Below are 17,327 nucleotides of genomic sequence, written 5' to 3'. Positions count from 1 at the left end.
ACGATTGAACACATGCAGGCAGGCGCCTGCCGCCCGCGCGCCGTGCCACAATACGGTCATGAGACCACTCCACCTGCTGCTGCCCGCATTGCTGCTCGCCGCCTGTTCCGCCAGGCCCTTGCCGCCGACTGCCATGCCGGCGCTCCCGGTGGCCGCCGCAGCCAGCGCCGCGTGGTACCAGGATGCCGCGCGCAAGGGGCAGCATATTTACCGCATCGACCCGGCGCGTTCGATCATTGTCATCACGGTGCGCCGCGGCGGCGCCCTGGCGCGCCTGGGACACGACCACGTGATTGCCAGCCGCACCGTTACCGGCCTGGTGGCGCCACAGGCGGGGCGCGCCGACTTCCAGTTCCGGCTGGACCAGCTGACGGTGGACGAAGCGGCCCTGCGCGCGGCGGCCGGCCTCGATACCCAGCCTTCGGCCGAAGCCATCGCAGGTACGCGCGGCAACATGCTGGGGCGGGTGCTCGATGCCGAGCGCTTTCCCCAGGTCCTGCTGCATGCCCAGCGCATTGGTGAACAGGCAGTGCGCCTGAACGTGACCCTGCATGGCGTGACGCGCACCATGGACGTGCCGCTCAAGCTGGAGCAGTCGGCCGATACCATCACCGCCATTGGCGAACTGTCGCTGCTGCAGACTGATTTCGACATCACCCCCATGTCCGTCATGGGTGGCGCCATCACGGTGCAGGACCGCATGGCGCTGGCGTTCACGCTGGTGGCAGTGCGCTGATCCAGGCGTCGAGCTGGGCTTCGCTGCCGGCCCCCGCATGCAGCCCAAGCTTGGTGCGGCGCCACAGGATGTCGGCCCCGGTGCGGGCCCACTCATGCTTCATCAGGTAGCGCGCCTCAGCCTCGTACAGGCCGGGCACGATCTGCCTGCCCAAGTCGCCCATGCCCGCGCAGCCTGCGAGCAGGCACGCCGTGCGGGTGCCATAGGCGCGCGCAAAGCGGGCCGCCAGCGCCGCCGGCAGCCATGGCCAGGACCACGCCAGCTGCTGCGCCCAGGCCTCAAATTCGAGGATGCCACGCTTGGTGGGGCGCTCGCCAAACAGGTCGCCGCCCGGCAGGCATGCATGGGCGGTCCAGGCCGGTGCCGCGTTGTCCAGCAGCGGCGCGATGCGGGCCAGGGCCTGCTCGGCCAGCTTGCGGTAGGTGGTGATCTTGCCGCCAAAAACGCTCAGGAGGGGTGCGCCTCCGGTATCGAGCGCCAGCCGGTAGTCGCGGGTGGCAGCGGCCGCGCTGGCGGCCGGGTCGTGCACCAGCGGCCGCACGCCTGAATACGACCACACCACGTCGGCCGGCGCAATGGGTCGGGCGAAATAGCGGTTGGCCAGCTGGCACAGGTAGGCGACTTCCTCGGTGCTGATGGCGACCTGGTCAAGGTCTCCCGTATAGTCAAGATCGGTGGTGCCGACCAGCGTGAACGCGCCTTCATAGGGAATGGCAAAGACGATGCGCCCGTCCGGGTGCTGGAAAATATAGGCATAGGGATGCTCGAACAGCCGTGGCACCACGATGTGGCTGCCCTTGATCAGGCGCTGGGCGGCGTGGGGCGCGGCCGGCAAGGCATTGCCCAGGAAGCGCGCGGCCCATGGTCCCGCAGCATTGACCAGGCAGCGCGCCGTGACGGCCGTCTGGCCGGCGCCGGCATGGGCCAGGGTGGCCTGCCACGACACGGGACCGCGTTCAACCCCGGTGCAGGCAGTGCGGGTGAAAATGGTGGCGCCGCGTTCGCGCGCATCGATCGCGTTCAGGACCACCAGGCGCGCATCGTCCACCCAGCCGTCGGAATAGACAAAGGCGCGCGTAAATGCCGGTTTCAGGTCGCGTCCGGCCGGATGGCTGCGCAGGCTGGCCGCGTGGGAGCCGGGCAAAAATTCGCGCCGCGCGAGGCTATCGTAGAGAAACAGGCCGGCACGGATCATCCAGGCCGGGCGCTGGCCGCGGTCGTGCGGCATGACAAAGCGCAGCGGGCGCATGATGTGGGGCGCGCTGCGCAGCAGGACTTCGCGTTCGGCCAAGGCCTTGCGCACCAGGGCGAACTGATAATGTTCCAGGTAGCGCAAGCCGCCATGAATCAGCTTGCTCGACGCCGATGACGTGTGCGAGGCCAGATCATCCTTTTCGCACAGGACCACCGACAACCCGCGCCCGGCAGCATCACGGGCAATGCCGGCCCCGTTGATGCCGCCCCCCACTACCAGCACGTCACAGTCGATTCTGTTCATGGGTCGATTGTGACCTAAAACCTGACTTGTCCCAACTATTTCGGCGCGGCACTAGTTCTACCGCAAAGATTGCGGGCCCTCCTGCGCACGCATGGCCCTGCGCCCTTGGCGCGCGGAAATGGACGAGCAGGTGACACGGCCGGCAAATTCGACTACACTGTATGCATGTACAGTATCAGCCTACATTGATCATGCAGAAGCCCTTGCCACCGTCCGTGTTCCCGCCGTCCCACGCCGGTGTGACCACGCCCTATGTATCCACGTTTCTGGGCAACCGCTTCTATCCGCTCGAGCCGCGCATCGATCAGGTCGCCATTGAAGACATTGCCCATGGCCTAGCTTACCAGTGCCGCTTCAACGGACAAACCCAGCAGTTCTATTCGGTAGCGCAGCACAGCCTGATTGTCGCCTCCCTCGTGCCAACCGACCTCCGGCTGGCCGCGCTGCTGCACGACGCGGCGGAAGCCTATCTGGGCGACATGGTCAAGCCGCTCAAGGTCTTGCTGCCGGCTTTTGCCGCCATTGAAGAGGCGGTTACGGCAATCATCGCAACTACCTTCGCTGTCGATTTTTCCGATTATGCGCCCATCAAGCGGGCCGACCTCATCGCACTGGCGACCGAAAAGCGCGACCTCATGCCGCACTCCACGGAGCGCTGGAGCTATCTTGACGATGTTCGCCCCATGCCCCAAAAAATTGTTGTCATGGGTCCTGACGACGCCAAGCAAGCGTATTTACGCGAATTCAAGCGCCTGGTACGGGTCAGCGGCCAGCAGCATGGTCATACCGTCCCCGTCTGAGCTAAGTGCCGGATTCTGCTGGGTTTTTTCCGATATCCACATAAATTGTGGATAACAGTGTGGATAAGCCCCTCTTGACAAGCCGCAAGCCCAGTATTGAAGCGGGTTTCGACAAAATGCACATTCCGCAGGCAAAAATTTTGCGCAATAAAATCAATGACTTAACTTGAGGCCTTGAGCTTGCTCAACATGACCTTAGGCAAATTCCTACAAGACTGAAAAACGGGGGATAAGTCGTTTTTTCTTTGACAAAGCGGCTGCGGTGTCATAGTGTTGACCCATGCCCACCAACCCCGCAGACGACAGCGCCCATGGCGACCTGGTCATCCAGGACGACGATCCCCTCAACGGGGCTGAAGGCGGGGAGCCGGAACCGCCCCCCTGGCGTATCCTGATCGTCGACGATGACGTCGATGTCCACGTCGTCACCAAGTTCGCGCTCAGCAATACCCATTTCCAGGGACGGCGCCTGAGCTTTCTGCACGCCTACAGCGGCGCGGAGGCCCTTGCCATTCTCCAGGGCACGGATGACATCGCGATGGTCTTGCTGGACGTGATCATGGAGTCGCCCGACGCCGGACTGCGCGTGGCGCGCCAGATCCGCGGCGAACTTGGCAACGACCTGGTGCGCATCGTGCTGCGCACCGGCCAGCCCGGACAGGCGCTGGAGCACAGCATCATTGTCGACTACGACATCAATGATTTCTGGTGCAAGGCCGACCTGACCACGCGCAAGCTGTTTACCACCGTGATCTCGTCGCTGCGCGCGTACGCCACGCTCAAGGCGGCGGCCACCCAGCGCCGCAGCCTGCGCGAGGAACTGGCGCGCGTGCAAAAGCTGCAGGCCGTGCTGGAGCAGCACGCCCTGGTGCTGACCCTCGACGCACAGGGCCGCATCATCGACGCCAACGACTATACCTGCCGCCTGGCGCAGCGCGACCGCGCGCAGTTGCTGGGGCGCGACCTCCACGTGCTGCATCCGGGGGTCTTCCCGGCCCCGCTGGCGCGCGCCATTACCGACGCCCTCGCGCGCGATTCGGGTTGGGCCGGCGACATCCGCACCACCACTCCCGACGGCGCCCCCCTGACCCTTCGCTGCGCGGCGCTCGCCTTCAAGGATGCCGACGGCGTGCCTTACCAGTACGTGGCCGTGGCCACGCGCCTCGATCCGGCTTGACGCCGAAGCTGTCACTTCCATGCACTGCGGGCCCGGTCCCGCACCAGCATGCGTACGCTGTCGGGCATGGGCTTCTTCGTCACCGCAGTCTGGGCGTTTGACCACACGCACTCTTCGTAGTGCTTGAGCATGAGCGGCGTGATGAAGCGGGTGCGGGCGGCATACACGTGGCGGTCGCCCATCTGGGCCTGCTGCTTGATGAAAAAGCGGTTGGGCACCACCAGATGCAGCTGTTCGCGCGCGCGCGTCATGGCCACATACAGCAGGCGCCGTTCTTCCTCGATGTCGGCCGCGTTCCCCGTGGCCATGTCGGACGGGATGCAGCCGTCCACCACATTGAGCACATGCACCGATTTCCATTCCTGGCCCTTGGCCGAGTGGATGGTCGACAGGATGAGGTAGTCTTCATCGAGACGGGGCGGACCAGCGCGGTCGCTGGTTGCCTCGGGCGGGTCGAGCGTGATCTCGGCCAGGAAGCTTTCGCGCGATCCGTGCCCGCCGGCCAGGCGCGAGAGCTGTTCCACATCGGCGCAGCGCACCGCCGCATCATCGTGCATGCGTTCCAGGTGCGGCAGATACCAGTGTTTGACCAGTTCGATGTCTGCCGGCCAGCGCAAGCCCGGTGCACGCAGGGCCTTGTACAGGGCCACAAAGGCATTCCAGTCGCCCGCGCTTTTGGGCGGCGCGGCAAACTCTTCGACCGCGCGGACCGGTTCTGCCGCTGCGCCCACCGCGTCAAGCAGGCGGGTGGCGGTGGCCGCGCCGATCCCGGGGATCAGCTGGGCCACGCGGAAGCCGGCCAGGCGCCCGCTCGGATTCTGCGCAAAACGCAGCACCGCCAGCACGTCCTTGATGTGGGACGCTTCCAGAAATTTCAGGCCACCGAATTTGACGAAGGGGACATTACGCCGCATCAGTTCCAGCTCCAGCGCCGCGCTGTGACTGGCGGCGCGAAACAGGACCGCCTGCGACGTCAGCGCCATCCCGGCTTCCCGCTGTTCGAGGACGCGGCTGCACACCCAGCGTGCCTGTTCGGCTTCGTCGGGAATGAGCACCAGCTGTGGCCTGGCGCTCGATACCTTGTCGGTCCACAGCGTTTTGGCGTGGCGCTCCAGCGCCGCCGCAATAAGGGCATTGGATGCATCCAGGATCGGCTGGGTGGAGCGGTAATTGCGCTCCAGCGTCACGATGCGGGCCTGCCGGCTGAACTGGGACGGGAAGTCGAGGATATTCCTCACGGTGGCGCCCCGGAAGGAATAGATCGACTGGGCGTCGTCACCGACCACCATCACACCCTGCCCGTCCGGCTTCATGCCGGTAATGATGGCCGCCTGCAGGCGGTTGGTGTCCTGGTATTCATCCACCAGTACATGGTCGAACAAGGCGCCAATTTCCGGTCCCAGTGCGGGGTCTGCCGCCATCTCCGACCAGAACAGCAGCAAGTCGTCATAATCGAGGACGTTCTGTTCCTGCTTGGCGTCGACGTAGGCGCCAAACAGGGTCTTGAGTTCCTGCTCCCATTCGGCGCACCAGGGGAAAGTGCTTTGCAGGACCAGGCCCAGCGGCTCCTGGCTGTTGACGACCCGCGAATAGATGGACAGGCAGGTGCCCTTGAGAGGAAAGCGCTTCTGGGTCTGGGTCAGGCCGATTTCGTGGCGCACCATCCCCATCAGGTCCTCGGAATCGCCGCGGTCATGGATGGTGAACGAGGACTCCAGGCCGATCCGGCCCGCGTACTCGCGCAACAGCCGCGCCCCGATGCTGTGGAAGGTGCCGGCCCACGGCAGGCTGGCCGGCGCCTGGCCCGCGTTCAGCGCAAACACGCGCTGCAGTACGGCGCCGGCGCGGTTACCCATCTCGGTGGCCGCCCGGCGCGAAAACGTGAGCAGCAAAATACGCTGGGGATCGGCGCCACGCATGATCAGGCGCGCGACACGGTGGGCCAGGGTACTGGTCTTGCCGGAGCCGGCCCCTGCAATGACCAGCAAGGGGCGCGACTGATCAGCCGCCACGTCGATATCGTGGTCGACCGCGGCGCGCTGCTCGTTATTGAGGCTGGCGAAGGGGTCGGCTGGGTCGGACAAGATGGCGGCGGCGTCAGGCATGCAGGTACACTCGAAAAATAATACAACTGTACATTTACACAGTAGTACAAAGCAAGGATAATAAGACCAGGCGCGCAGACAAGCATCGCTTTGGCAGCGCGTATGTACACCCCATTTATTGCAAGAGCATTACAATTTCGGCGCTAAGTGGCCGATTTGTAAGGAGTTTTTGCGATATCCACATTCGCTGTGGATATCTTTGTGGATAAGCGCCCCTTGACAGCGAGGAAGCCAGCATTGATGCGGGTTTCAACAAAATGCCCGTTCTGAAGGCAGATTTTTTGTCGTTTAAAATCAGTGACTTGCAAAGTCAAGACGGCAGCGCGAAAAAAATTCTAGGATTTTTCCTACAGGTCCAATTTGTGCATAAGGTGGCGCGGAAACGGTTCCGGAAAGCCATACATGTCATGCAAGACTGACAACAATCTCGCTGGCCGACTCGGAACGTGCGCCATTCCTGCGACAGCGTGGCCTGGAACCATATCTGCTGATGCATCAGGCTGGCATGGCACGCCTGTGTTGTGCGGGGCGGCGGCGCGCGGGCTCGAGCAACACGCGTTCTATCAGAGAAGGGTCCACCCCGTTCGATTTCAGGTATTCAATCGCGGCCACCGTGTTCCAGCTGGCCTGCACGGCCACGGCATGGTCGATAATGTCGCGCTGGCGCTCATCGCGGCGCGGCTGGCTCGCCGGGCGGCCCGGGCAAAGTGGACTTCCAGGAGGGGTAGTAGTCATATTGCGATTCCTTAACTCATCATGGGACATCATGGGACATCATGGGACATGCTGAAGGGAACGAAATTTATGCATTCCGAGTATCTCCCAAAACCCGGCGAAGTCAATATCAGGTTTCCATCAGTGTGAGAATAAAGTGTGTGTCTTTGCCCGGTGGAATCGAACGTCATTGAACAAGGAGCCTGCCTACAATAGGAGGCACTACATCACATCGAAGCGAGCAGATCATGGCTATCAACAGCGACCCGCCTCTCAAGCCGGGGGACGAGGCAGCGCCGGGCACGCCAGGCGCGGCCGAGGATATTTGCGACCAGTGCAGCGGCAAGGGAACACTCGCCAGTGGCGCGCCCTGCCCCGCCTGTGAAGGAAGCGGACGCGTCATGCGGGGCATCGGCGGCGGCTAAGGCCGGCATTTACAGGGCGCCAGCCCGGGGACATAATCAGGGCATGACCGCGCCCGCCACCGCCAACGCCCTTCGCCAGCCCCGTTCACCATCCGAGCTGTTCATTTCCTTCACCCTGCTGGCCTTGCAGGGTTTTGGCGGGGTCGTGGCGATCGTGCAGCGTGAGCTGGTCGAGCGCAAGCAATGGCTGACCCAGGACGAATTCCTGGAAGACTGGGCCGTGGCACAGGTGATGCCGGGACCGAACGTCGTCAACCTGTCCATGATGATCGGGGGCCGCCATTTCGGCCTGCGCGGCGCCATCGCTGCGCTGGCGGGCATGCTGCTGGTGCCTTTGCTGCTCGTCCTGTGCCTCGCCTTGCTGCACGCCCGCATCGGCGACCATCCCGGCGTGGCCGGTGCGTTCCGCGGCATGGCCGCAGCCGCGGCCGGCATGTTCGCCGCCTCCGCCTTGCGCCTGTCCGCAGCGCTGGCGCGCAACCCCATGCCGCTGGCCTGGTGCGTGGCCCTGGCGCTCATGGTGTTTGTCCTGGTGGCACTGCTGCGGGTACCGCTCCTGCATGTGCTGCCCATCGCCGGAGCATGTGCCTGCGTGCTGTGTTACCGGCGCCTGCGGTCATGACGGCCCCCTTGCTGGTACTGGGCAGTGCCGACTGGCTGGCCCTGCTCATGCAGTTCATGATGCTGTCGCTGCTGTCCGTGGGCGGTGCCATTTCCACGTCGCCCGACATGCACCGCTTCCTGGTGCAGGAACATCATTACCTCAGCCAGGTCCAGTTCAGCGAGTCCATTGCCCTCGCCCAAGCCGCGCCTGGTCCCAATGTGCTGTTCGTCGCTTTGATGGGCTGGCACGTGGGCATGAATACCGGAAGCTTCAGTGCAGCAGTGCTCGGCGTGGCCATCACCATGGGCGGGATCTTGCTGCCATCGACCATACTGACGTATAACGCGGCGCGCTTGGCTCACCGCAACCGGGACCTGCGGGCGGTACGCGCCTTCAAACTCGGTATGGCGCCGGTGGTCATTGCGCTCATGTTCGCCACCAGCTGGATCCTGGGCAGCGCCGCGGGCCGGATGGACGACTGGCCCCTGTGGCTGCTGGCAGTCATCAGTGCGCTTGTACTTTGGCGCACACGGCTGCATATCTTGTGGGTGCTGGCCGCCGGCGCCGTGCTGGGCTGGCTGCAGCTCGTGTAAGGCCCGGACAGCGGGCGCAACGCATACTGGAGGAAGAGCGATGAGCAATGGCACATTTTCGGGCAATCCCAAGACCGAATGGCTCGATGAAAACGGAAACGACCGCGACATGCGGGTTCTGGAAGACTTCTGGTATCTCGATCCGGCCGGGCGGCGCTGGGATGTTCCCGCGGGAACCATCGTCAATGGCGCCAGCATTCCACGCACGCTATGGTCGTCAGTTGGCAGCCCCTACACGGGCCGCTACCGGCGCGCCGCCGTGGTCCATGACGCAGCAGTTGGCAAGGAAGGCGTGCTGCGCCGGGAAGCCGATGCCATGTTTTATTTTGCCTGCCTGGCGGGAGGCTGCCCCCCCTTGCAAGCCAAGCTCCTGTATGCCGGAGTGCGGGTCGGGGCCTGGTCTAGCCATACCCAGGTGCTCACCATGGCACCGGTCGGGCAGGTGCCCGACGCTTACCGTCTGCCGGGCCAGCAGACACCGCGCGAACTGGAAGTACGGGCGCGCTATACGCTCATTGCGCATCAGCTCATGGCAAGCAGTAACGATTTCGACGAAATCGAACGGGTGGTCAGCGCCAGCCTTGGCGAAACGGCGCCTTGACGCTGCCGCCGGTGCGGGCCCGGACCGCTGGGAGACGCACGCTTGCCGCAGGCCCTTGGCAAGCAAGGTGGCGCCCGTCATACTGATGCGCCACGTGCCCCAGCAGCGGGCCCTGACCACGACAGCACGGCACTGAATACTCAGCACCTGATGCCTGATACCTGATACCTGTTACCGAAGGAACCTTCATGCTTGAACTGATCAGTGAACACGCCTGCCACGGCGGCACGCAACGCTTTTACCGCCATGCCTCGCGCGCCATTGGCTTGCCGATGCGCTTTTCCGTGTTCACCCCGCCCGAAAACGGCGCCGCCTTGCGGCCAACCCTGTTCTACCTGGCGGGTCTGACCTGTAATGAGGAAACTTTCCCCACCAAGGCCGGGGCCCAGCGCATGGCAGCGCGGCTGGGCCTGATGCTCATCGCGCCCGACACCAGTCCACGCGGCGCCGCGATTGCCAACGAAAGCGCGGCCTGGGACTTTGGCGTCGGTGCCGGTTTTTACCTTGACGCCACCGAAACTCCGTGGCGTCAGCATTACCGCATGGACAGCTACCTGCTCGAATTGCGCGCCCTGGCCGTGGCCGAACTGAAAGCGGATGCGTCGCGCATCGGCGTCTTTGGCCATTCCATGGGCGGACACGGCGCCCTGGTTCATGCCCTGCGCCGTCCCGACCTGTTTCGCTCGGTGTCGGCCTTTGCCCCCATTGCGGCGCCCTCGCACTGCCCGTGGGGCATCAAGGCCTTTACCGGCTACCTGGGCGCCGACCAGGCTGCGTGGTCCCGCTACGACGCGACCGCCCTCATGGCTGCCAGCGCCAATCCTTTCCCCGAGGGCATCCTGATTGACCAGGGATTGTCCGACAAGTTCCTGGCCGAGCAACTCCACCCGGAACGCTTTGAACAGGCGTGCGAGCAGGCTGGCCAGGCGTTGACACTGCGCCGCCATGATGCGTACGATCATGGCTATTACTTCATCAACAGCTTCATTGACGACCACCTGCAATTTCACCGCGACCGCCTCGGTTGAGAAAATTTCAGGCTGCGCCCGCCGGCGGGCTGCTGCGCCCACCGCTCAGGCGTGACCAGGCACGCACCTGCCAGGCCAGCACCATCAGCAGCACCCCTGTGATCAAGGCGTAGAACCCGGTCATGACGGCCAGCGCCAGGGCACCTGCGCCGGCAGGAAACAACAGGACCACGACGCCGAACACGATGGCGACAATGCCGCTGAGCGCGAGCAGCCACTCGCCCTTGAGGAAGCGGCGCACCCGCACCGCCACCACGATGTCAATCACGCCCGACACCAGCGCATTGGCGCCCATGACCAGCACCAGCGCCAATGTGGTCAGGGCCGGGTCCAGCGCCGCCAGGACGCCTGCACCCATGCTGAACAGTCCCAGCACCAGCATCACCCACCAGCGCCGGTCCTCAGCTCTATTGGCCACGGCGCCAAAGGTCCAGACGGCGCCGGCCAGCAGGGCGAACGCGGCGAACAGCGTGGCCAGGGTAAGCAGGGTTATGGCAGGCCAGGCAATGGCCAGCACCCCGAACACGATTGCAATGGCTCCACGCAGTGCCAGCAGCCACCAGTGACGCAAGACTGTTTCGCTCATGGCATTCCTCCCACAGCATCAGAGCCACGGGCAAGGTCAAAGTTCCCGCGCTTGCATGGCTGCCCTGCGCGCGCTCAAAGTGCGGGCAGGACCAGGCCCCGTGAAGCGTGCGCCGCTTGAAATCACGCGGCACCGCGTTTATAAAGGGAAGTGCGCAAGCGCTTTTCCGGGTTTGATAACATCGCAAGCGAGGCACTCATGAACATCATTCAGCGGTATTGTTCGGCGCCGGCGGGCCCTTGTTCCCGCGCTGTTGCGGCGTCGTCCGGCCACTTTGCCCCACTAGTGCCCGGCGGCATTCCCACTCTCACCCTGTCCAGCAGGCATGTCGGCGTGGCCGCGCCATGTGCCATTGAGTGAGGGACTCATGCAATTACCTCACTCCGCCCCCCGTGCATCCATGGGCGGGACCACGCCTTACAAGCATCGCGCCCACGCCGGCCGCCAGCTCGCACGCGCCCTGCGTGCCATCACGCCGGGGCCTGACGCCCTTGTGCTGGCCTTGCCGCGCGGGGGCGTGCCTGTGGCCTTTGCCGTCGCCAGCGAACTGAAGCTGCCGCTCGACATCATGGTGGTGCGCAAAGTGGGCATGCCGGGGCACGAGGAATACGCGATCGGCGCCATCGGCAGCGACGGGGTCAGGGTCTTGCAGCGCGACATCATCAATGACCGCCAGATCCCGCCCGAGCGTCTTGACGCCCTGTGTGCGGCGGCACTCCACGAGCTGCACAGGCGCGAACGCCTGTACCGTGGCCAGCGCCCACCGCCGCAGCTGGCCGGACGCACGGTCATTCTGGTCGACGACGGCATTGCCACCGGTTCCAGCATGCGCGCGGCATGCGAGGTCGCGCGGGCGGGCCATCCCGCCAGGCTCATCCTTGCGGCGCCCGTAGGGGCACCTGACACCTGCGCCGCGCTGGCGCGCGAGGCAGACGCGCTCGTGTGTCCCCTGCAACCGCCGCGCTTTCGCGCCGTGGGACAGTGGTATCAGCGCTTCGATCAGACCAGCGATGAGGAGGTTGCCCGGCTGCTTGAGCAGGCCTGGCGGCATCAGGATCAGGGCCAGGCGGCCTGAAACACCAGCCGTACACAGCGAGGGGCGCTTGATGGAACAGGCACATGACAGCAATAAGGGCTTGCAGAAAGTGGCGTGGCGTGGCGAACCTGCGCCCTTTCGCAACGGTACCAAGGTGATGGTACGCGTGTCCGGCAGCTTGCCCGCCCGCACGCACTGTCATGCGCTTGCCTGCCTGTGGCAAGGGAATTCGCGTCATCAGCTTGAAGATGACCTGGGCCACATGAAGCAGCTGGCTAAATGGCTGCGCCACCCGCCATCGCGGCCAGGCCAGGCGGTCCGCCACACCTTCCCCCACTGATCATGTTCGGCGTGACTGACCAGGAATCCCGCAATGCCATCGCCGCCGCGGCCAGCCCGATCACGGGTGCCGACAGCGACTATGATGGCCTGCTTGATCTGATCGGCGAGGCCCGCTTTGTCCTGCTGGGAGAAGCGACCCATGGCACGGAAGAGTTTTATGCGGAACGGGCGCGCATCAGTGCCCGCCTCATCGCAGAAAAAGGCTTTCACGCGGTCGCTGTCGAGGCCGACTGGCCGGATGCATACCGGGTGAACCGCTTTGTGCGCGGCCAGTCCGATGACGCGAGCGCGGCCGCTGCCCTGGCCGGCTTTCAGCGCTTTCCGCAATGGATGTGGCGCAACAGCGCCGTGCTCAAGTGTGTCGAATGGCTGCGCCACTACAATGCCGGGCGCCCCTGGCACGCCCAGGCCGGCGTCTATGGACTCGACCTGTACAGTCTCCATGCATCCATGGGCGAAGTGCTGGACTATCTGCAACAGGTTGACCCCATAGCCGCCCACGACGCCCGCGCGTATTTTGCCTGTTTCGACCAGCACGGCTCGGATACCCAGGCTTACGGCTATGCTGCCGGCCTGGGTCTGAGCGCCTCCTGCCAGGATGCGGTGCGGACCATGCTCAACAAGCTGATGCGGCGACAGGAAACCTATGCCGGCCGGGGGAAGGACGCTCAGGATGCATTTTTCGATGCCAAGCAAAACGCCCGGCTGATCAAGAATGCCGAAGAATATTACCGGACCATGTTCCGGGGCCGCGTGTCGTCCTGGAACCTGCGCGACAAGCACATGGCCGATACGCTCGACGACCTGGCACAGCACCTGGCGTCCGTCACGGGCCAACCCGCCCGAATTGTGGTATGGGCGCACAACTCGCACCTGGGCGATGCGCGAGCCACGCACATGGGCGAGCTCGGTGAATGGAACCTGGGACAGCTGGTACGGGAGCGCTATCCCGGCCAGGCGCGCCTGATTGGCTTTTCCACCTACGACGGCCAGGTCATGGCTGCGTCGCAATGGGACGGACCCGCGCAGCGCAAGGATATCGTGCCGGCCCTGCCGGGCAGTTATGAAGCCCTCTTGCATGAGGCGAAAGAAGGTAATTACTTCCTGCCGCTGACCTGTGGCAGCGCGGCTACGAAAATGTTACAACGGCGGCGTCTGCAACGAGCCATCGGCGTGATTTACAGGCCAGAAACGGAGCGCGCCAGTCACTACTTCGATGCCTGCATGCATGACCAGTTTGACGCCGTAATCCAAATCGACCACACCACCGCCCTGACGCCCTTGCCTGCCACGCCGGATGTCAGTGCCGATATACCGGAGACCTATCCCGAGGGCTTCTAATGCGCCAGCTTGGCAGTTCCACGCGCGCGGTTGGCTCGTGGATGACCGGCGACCGCAAGCGAACATCGCGCAACCTGCATCGCGCACGGCTTGCAAGTAGCAACGCTTTCATCGTGCAGCGCTTGCATCGACCGGCGCTTGCATCGTGCGGTGCTTGCTTCGCGCGATGCTTCCATCGCCCAACGCCGGCATCGCCCAACGCTCATTGCGACAGAAGCGACCCGGCGCCAGCGCAGGCCGCCAATTCACGCGGGCCAAATCCTAGTGCATCGGCTGGGCAAAGGGATCGGCATCGCGCGCACCGAAGCGCGCCAGGATCATTTCGGCGCGCGAAGCACGCATGGTGTCATCCACTTCCACCGTTACCACGCACTGGCCCGGCTGATTGACATCGGCGTAGTTGCTGTCATAGGTATGTCCGGCACTTTCAGTCGGGCTATTTCCGACAGTAAAATTGCCGATGACGGGACCCGCCTCGTCATTGGCAATGCTCAGCGTGACGTCTTCTGCCTGGAACCCGTCCGACAAGAGGGCGTTGCGCGCCTGCTGCGCGTGGTCGTACACATCAAAGATTTTCACGATGGCGTTTTGCATGGTCACTCCTTTTCTGTGGTGGCTGGCGCACCAGCGCTGTCCAGCCGCGGCAATGCAAGGAAACCCGCACGGGGCGGTATACTGGCCGTTTAGTAAAAGGATACCCCATGAGCGCCCTGCCCCCCTGTCCGCAATGCCAGTCGAGCCTGACTTACGAGGACGGAAGCAATTTTGTATGCCCGGAATGTGGCCATGAATGGCAGGCGCAGGCGGCCGTAGCCGACCAGGCCAGGGTTTACCGCGACGCCTCCGGCACGCTGCTGCAAGATGGTGATACCGTCACCGTGATCAAGGATCTCAAACTGAAAGGCGGCGGCGGCACCGTCAAGATGGGTACCAAGGTCAAAAACATCCGGCTCGTTGACGGCGACCACGATATTGACTGCAAGATTGATGGTTTCGGCGCCATGAGCCTGAAGACGCAATTCGTCAAAAAAGCCTAGCGCCGTTTCGCTAGGCGGTCTCTTTATGCCGGGTTTCCAGCAGGATGACCTTGATTTCCGGCACACAAGAGCCGCAGTTGCCGCCTGCCTTGACGCAGGCCGTCACCTGGGCCACCGTCGTCAAGTCATTGGCCACAATGGCCTCGCAAATCGTCGTGCGGCCCACGCCGAAACAGGAACACACGGTGGGACCGGCGTCGGCGCGCAGCCCGGCTGCCCGGCCCGACAACATGCCGGCACGCTCGGCCTGGGTCAGTTCGGCACCCGAAAACAGTTGCGCCAGCCAGGCGCGGCCGGGCAAGTCAGGCCGCGGCGACAGGAAGATGCACTGTTCGATGCGCTCGCCGACCACATGGACCGCCCGGTACACGCCATCGCTGCGATCCTGGTAATCCACCCAGTCGGCGTCCGGATCGGTCACGCCCAGCAATTGGCGTGCCCAGGCGCCGGCATCTGCCAGCGCCCCGCGCCCCGCCATTTCATAGCGCACAAAGCCGCGCCCTTGCACCCGCGTCCAGTGCGCCACGCCGTCCAGCGCCAGTTCCGACCGGCTGAGCACGAACGCATGCCAGGTGACCCCGAAACGCTCGACCTTCACCGGCGTGTGCTTGAATTCCGGCTCGCCCGACACCGGATCGACCACCGGATTGACCAGGGTGCCCACGCGCGCATCCGAGGCCGTCTGGCCGTTCCAGTGGATCGGGACAAAGATGGCCCCGCGCGCGATGCCGCCACCATGGCGTACCCGCGCCACCATCGCGCCCCACTGGCTCGACACGCGGGCCAGCTCCCCTTCGCGCACGCCATAGCGCAGCGCGTCCTGGGGATGCATGTCGATGAATGATTCGGCCGTATGGTCGGCCAGCCGCGGTGCGCGCCCGGTGCGCGTCATGGTATGCCACTGATCGCGCACCCGCCCCGTGTTCAGCGCCAAGGGAAACTCGGGCGTTACCGCGTTGTGCGGCCCGCGCGGCACCGTGGCAATCAGGCAGGCCTTGCCGTCGGCATGGGCGAAGCGGCCGTCGCCGAACAGGCGCGCCGTCCCCGCGCCCCCGGCCAGCACCGGCCACTGTACAGGTTCGAGCTGGTCATACTGGCGCCCATCCATGCCCGCCAGACCGGCCAGGTTGAATACCCGTTTGCTGCCCTCTTCATTGCGATGGCCTGACAGGCGCGCATGTTCGTCGAACACTTCGTGCACGAACGCGAAATCGAATCCCGCAAAGCCCATGCGCCGCGCCACATCGCACACGATGCGCCAGTCGGCGCGCGCCTGCCCCGGCGCCGGCATGAATGCGCGCTGGCGCGAGATGCAGCGCTCCGAATTGGTGACCGTCCCGTCCTTTTCACCCCAGCCCAGTGCCGGCAGCAGCACGTCGGCAAAGGCGCTCGTATCGGTATTGGCCACGATGTCCGACACCACCACCAGCTCGCATTTTTCCAGCGCCCGCTGGACCTGGTTTGCGTCCGGCAGACTCACCATGGGATTGGTCGCGATGATCCACACTGCCTTGACCTTGCCTTCTTCAATGGCCTGGAACAGATCCACCGCTTTCAGGCCTGGCTTGCTGGCCATGCGTGGCGAGTCCCAGAACTGCTGCACCAGGTCCCGGTGCGACGGATTGGCCAACTCCATGTGCGCCGCCAGCATGTTGGCCAGCCCGCCCACTTCACGCCCGCCCATGGCGTTGGGTTGCCCGGTCAGCGAGAAGGGACCCATGCCGGGTTTGCCGATGCGCCCCGTGATGAGGTGGCAGTTGATGATGCTGTTGACCTTGTCGGTGCCGGCCGACGACTGGTTCACGCCCTGCGAAAACGCCGTCACCACCCTGGCCGTGGCCTCGAACAGGCGGTAGAACTGAAGCAGGCCATGGGCATCGAGCCGGCACTGCCTGGCCACTTCCAGCAGTTCGACATCGGCCGCCTTGATCGCCTCGGCCGCGCCATTGGTGTGCTGCGCCAGGAACAGGTCGTCGCAGGCGCTGCTGCGCGCCAGGTAGCTGAGCAGCCCATTGAACAGCCATACGTCGGTGCCCGGCTTGACCGGCAAATGCAGGTCCGCGATTTCGCAGGTGGCCGTGCGGCGCGGGTCCACTACCACGATCTTCACCTCGGGACGCGTCTCCTTGAGCCGCGCGATGCGCTGGAACAGGATGGGATGGCACCATGCGCTGTTGGCCCCCACCAGCACGATCATGTCAGCCTCGTCAAAATCGTCATAGCATCCCGGCACCAGGTCGCCGCCAAAGGCGCGCTTGTGCCCTGCCACGCTGGACGACATGCACAGGCGCGAGTTGGTGTCGATGTTGGCGCTGCCCACGTAGCCCTTCATGAACTTGTTGGCCACGTAGTAGTCTTCCGTCAGCAGCTGGCCGGATACGTACAGCGCCACCGCGTCCGGCCCGTGTTCGGCAATGATCTCGGCAAAACCGGTCGCCACTCGCCCGATCGCCTCGTCCCAGTCCACCTGCCGCATGCCGTCCTCGCCCCGCACGCGCGGCTGCAGCAGCCGCCCATACGTCCCCAGCGTCTCGCCCAGGGCCGCACCCTTGACGCACAGGCGGCCGCGGTTGGCCATATGGCTGCTGTCGCCCGCAATGGCAATGGCGCCGTCCGGCATCGGGGTAGCCGTCACACCGCAGCCAACGCCGCAATAAGGACAGGTGCTGCGCACAGCCATGGGAATCGGGGCCAGGTTCATGTT

General features: G+C 64.4%; 18 protein-coding genes. 12 read left to right on the top strand and 6 right to left on the bottom strand.

The window, feature by feature from the left end; all coding sequences use genetic code 11:
- The first annotated feature begins 58 nt into the window (after positions 1 to 58).
- On the top strand, positions 59 to 736 hold the full coding sequence (locus tag KY495_RS19115; RefSeq protein WP_219880921.1) for a YceI family protein: 678 nt from the start codon (positions 59 to 61) through the stop codon (positions 734 to 736).
- Here KY495_RS19115 and glpD read toward each other — a convergent pair.
- Positions 714 to 2,234 carry a glycerol-3-phosphate dehydrogenase gene (glpD, locus tag KY495_RS19110; protein WP_219880920.1) on the bottom strand — a complete coding sequence of 507 codons (1,521 nt, stop codon included), beginning with the start codon at positions 2,232 to 2,234 and terminating at the stop codon, positions 714 to 716. The genes KY495_RS19115 and glpD overlap by 23 nt on opposite strands.
- Positions 2,235 to 2,425: 191 nt before the next feature.
- Here glpD and KY495_RS19105 point away from each other — a divergent pair, with 191 nt between their 5' ends.
- Together KY495_RS19105 and KY495_RS19100 are read left to right on the top strand one after the other, a co-directional pair.
- Entirely contained in the window at positions 2,426 to 3,034 is a 609-nt protein-coding gene (locus KY495_RS19105) for a phosphohydrolase (protein ID WP_219880919.1), read from the top strand.
- 280 nt (positions 3,035 to 3,314) lie between these two features.
- Positions 3,315 to 4,211 carry a PAS domain-containing protein gene (locus KY495_RS19100; protein WP_219880918.1) on the top strand — a complete coding sequence of 299 codons (897 nt, stop codon included), beginning with the start codon at positions 3,315 to 3,317 and terminating at the stop codon, positions 4,209 to 4,211.
- A gap of 11 nt (positions 4,212 to 4,222) precedes the next feature.
- Here the strand turns inward: KY495_RS19100 and KY495_RS19095 are convergent, their stop codons facing one another.
- Positions 4,223 to 6,316: an ATP-dependent helicase gene (locus tag KY495_RS19095; protein ID WP_219880917.1), complete on the bottom strand. Its 2,094-nt coding sequence runs from the start codon at positions 6,314 to 6,316 to the stop codon at positions 4,223 to 4,225.
- A 495-nt stretch (positions 6,317 to 6,811) separates the two neighbouring features.
- The gene (locus KY495_RS19090; protein ID WP_219884413.1) at positions 6,812 to 7,051 is read right to left on the bottom strand and encodes a hypothetical protein; all 240 of its coding nucleotides are present in this window, start codon (positions 7,049 to 7,051) and stop codon (positions 6,812 to 6,814) included.
- Between the two features lie 227 nt (positions 7,052 to 7,278).
- Here KY495_RS19090 and KY495_RS19085 point away from each other — a divergent pair, with 227 nt between their 5' ends.
- The 5 genes from KY495_RS19085 to fghA all read left to right on the top strand — a co-directional run bounded on the left by KY495_RS19085 (position 7,279) and on the right by fghA (position 10,281).
- Positions 7,279 to 7,455: a hypothetical protein gene (locus KY495_RS19085; RefSeq protein WP_219880916.1), complete on the top strand. Its 177-nt coding sequence runs from the start codon at positions 7,279 to 7,281 to the stop codon at positions 7,453 to 7,455.
- Positions 7,456 to 7,498: 43 nt separating this feature from the next.
- Positions 7,499 to 8,077: a chromate transporter gene (locus KY495_RS19080; RefSeq protein ID WP_219880915.1), complete on the top strand. Its 579-nt coding sequence runs from the start codon at positions 7,499 to 7,501 to the stop codon at positions 8,075 to 8,077.
- Positions 8,074 to 8,652, top strand: coding sequence for a chromate transporter (locus KY495_RS19075; RefSeq protein WP_219880914.1), 579 nt, complete (start codon positions 8,074 to 8,076; stop codon positions 8,650 to 8,652). Before KY495_RS19080 ends, KY495_RS19075 begins: the two co-directional genes overlap by 4 nt.
- Before the next feature lie 40 nt (positions 8,653 to 8,692).
- Complete coding sequence (locus KY495_RS19070) at positions 8,693 to 9,253, top strand: DUF1353 domain-containing protein (RefSeq protein ID WP_219880913.1); 561 nt, start codon at positions 8,693 to 8,695, stop codon at positions 9,251 to 9,253.
- A gap of 188 nt (positions 9,254 to 9,441) precedes the next feature.
- A complete protein-coding gene (fghA, locus tag KY495_RS19065) occupies positions 9,442 to 10,281 on the top strand; it encodes an S-formylglutathione hydrolase (RefSeq protein WP_219880912.1) in 840 nt (279 codons plus the stop codon).
- Positions 10,282 to 10,288: 7 nt separating this feature from the next.
- On the opposite strand, the gene KY495_RS19060 is transcribed toward fghA, so the two are convergent.
- Positions 10,289 to 10,867 carry an HdeD family acid-resistance protein gene (locus KY495_RS19060; RefSeq protein ID WP_219880911.1) on the bottom strand — a complete coding sequence of 193 codons (579 nt, stop codon included), beginning with the start codon at positions 10,865 to 10,867 and terminating at the stop codon, positions 10,289 to 10,291.
- Between the two features lie 367 nt (positions 10,868 to 11,234).
- Between KY495_RS19060 and KY495_RS19055 the strand changes: the two genes are divergently transcribed.
- From KY495_RS19055 to KY495_RS19045, 3 genes are read left to right on the top strand one after another with little or no spacing between them, the layout of a single operon-like run.
- On the top strand, positions 11,235 to 11,942 hold the full coding sequence (locus KY495_RS19055; protein WP_229518370.1) for a phosphoribosyltransferase: 708 nt from the start codon (positions 11,235 to 11,237) through the stop codon (positions 11,940 to 11,942).
- A 31-nt stretch (positions 11,943 to 11,973) separates the two neighbouring features.
- On the top strand, positions 11,974 to 12,243 hold the full coding sequence (locus tag KY495_RS19050; RefSeq protein ID WP_219880910.1) for a hypothetical protein: 270 nt from the start codon (positions 11,974 to 11,976) through the stop codon (positions 12,241 to 12,243).
- Entirely contained in the window at positions 12,183 to 13,586 is a 1,404-nt protein-coding gene (locus KY495_RS19045; protein ID WP_229518369.1) for an erythromycin esterase family protein, read from the top strand. The genes KY495_RS19050 and KY495_RS19045 overlap by 61 nt, the downstream gene beginning before the upstream one ends.
- Before the next feature lie 261 nt (positions 13,587 to 13,847).
- On the opposite strand, the gene KY495_RS19040 is transcribed toward KY495_RS19045, so the two are convergent.
- Positions 13,848 to 14,180 carry a hypothetical protein gene (locus KY495_RS19040; RefSeq protein ID WP_219880909.1) on the bottom strand — a complete coding sequence of 111 codons (333 nt, stop codon included), beginning with the start codon at positions 14,178 to 14,180 and terminating at the stop codon, positions 13,848 to 13,850.
- Between the two features lie 107 nt (positions 14,181 to 14,287).
- On the opposite strand from KY495_RS19040, the gene KY495_RS19035 reads away from it, so the two are divergent.
- Positions 14,288 to 14,623, top strand: coding sequence for a zinc ribbon domain-containing protein YjdM (locus tag KY495_RS19035; protein ID WP_219880908.1), 336 nt, complete (start codon positions 14,288 to 14,290; stop codon positions 14,621 to 14,623).
- 10 nt (positions 14,624 to 14,633) lie between these two features.
- On the opposite strand, the gene KY495_RS19030 is transcribed toward KY495_RS19035, so the two are convergent.
- Positions 14,634 to 17,324, bottom strand: coding sequence for a nitrate reductase (locus tag KY495_RS19030; protein WP_219880907.1), 2,691 nt, complete (start codon positions 17,322 to 17,324; stop codon positions 14,634 to 14,636).
- Positions 17,325 to 17,327 lie beyond the last annotated feature (3 nt).

It is taken from the genome of Massilia sp. PAMC28688, from assembly GCF_019443445.1.
In the GTDB taxonomy this organism is placed as follows: Bacteria; Pseudomonadota; Gammaproteobacteria; order Burkholderiales; family Burkholderiaceae_D; genus Telluria_A.
Note: the sequence above shows the minus strand (reverse complement) of the source record. Positions and strands in the feature narration are given on the sequence as shown.

Excerpts from the sequence above, each read along its gene's own strand:
- KY495_RS19115 (WP_219880921.1), top strand. The coding sequence starts at position 59 with ATGAGACCACTCCACCTGCTGCTGCCCGCATTGCTGCTCGCCGCCTGT.
- glpD (WP_219880920.1), bottom strand. The coding sequence starts at position 2,234 with ATGAACAGAATCGACTGTGACGTGCTGGTAGTGGGGGGCGGCATCAAC.
- KY495_RS19105 (WP_219880919.1), top strand. The coding sequence starts at position 2,426 with ATGCAGAAGCCCTTGCCACCGTCCGTGTTCCCGCCGTCCCACGCCGGT.
- KY495_RS19100 (WP_219880918.1), top strand. The coding sequence starts at position 3,315 with ATGCCCACCAACCCCGCAGACGACAGCGCCCATGGCGACCTGGTCATC.
- KY495_RS19095 (WP_219880917.1), bottom strand. The coding sequence starts at position 6,316 with ATGCCTGACGCCGCCGCCATCTTGTCCGACCCAGCCGACCCCTTCGCC.
- KY495_RS19090 (WP_219884413.1), bottom strand. The coding sequence starts at position 7,051 with ATGACTACTACCCCTCCTGGAAGTCCACTTTGCCCGGGCCGCCCGGCG.
- KY495_RS19085 (WP_219880916.1), top strand. The coding sequence starts at position 7,279 with ATGGCTATCAACAGCGACCCGCCTCTCAAGCCGGGGGACGAGGCAGCG.
- KY495_RS19080 (WP_219880915.1), top strand. The coding sequence starts at position 7,499 with ATGACCGCGCCCGCCACCGCCAACGCCCTTCGCCAGCCCCGTTCACCA.
- KY495_RS19075 (WP_219880914.1), top strand. The coding sequence starts at position 8,074 with ATGACGGCCCCCTTGCTGGTACTGGGCAGTGCCGACTGGCTGGCCCTG.
- KY495_RS19070 (WP_219880913.1), top strand. The coding sequence starts at position 8,693 with ATGAGCAATGGCACATTTTCGGGCAATCCCAAGACCGAATGGCTCGAT.
- fghA (WP_219880912.1), top strand. The coding sequence starts at position 9,442 with ATGCTTGAACTGATCAGTGAACACGCCTGCCACGGCGGCACGCAACGC.
- KY495_RS19060 (WP_219880911.1), bottom strand. The coding sequence starts at position 10,867 with ATGAGCGAAACAGTCTTGCGTCACTGGTGGCTGCTGGCACTGCGTGGA.
- KY495_RS19055 (WP_229518370.1), top strand. The coding sequence starts at position 11,235 with ATGCAATTACCTCACTCCGCCCCCCGTGCATCCATGGGCGGGACCACG.
- KY495_RS19050 (WP_219880910.1), top strand. The coding sequence starts at position 11,974 with ATGGAACAGGCACATGACAGCAATAAGGGCTTGCAGAAAGTGGCGTGG.
- KY495_RS19045 (WP_229518369.1), top strand. The coding sequence starts at position 12,183 with ATGGCTGCGCCACCCGCCATCGCGGCCAGGCCAGGCGGTCCGCCACAC.
- KY495_RS19040 (WP_219880909.1), bottom strand. The coding sequence starts at position 14,180 with ATGCAAAACGCCATCGTGAAAATCTTTGATGTGTACGACCACGCGCAG.
- KY495_RS19035 (WP_219880908.1), top strand. The coding sequence starts at position 14,288 with ATGAGCGCCCTGCCCCCCTGTCCGCAATGCCAGTCGAGCCTGACTTAC.
- KY495_RS19030 (WP_219880907.1), bottom strand. The coding sequence starts at position 17,324 with ATGAACCTGGCCCCGATTCCCATGGCTGTGCGCAGCACCTGTCCTTAT.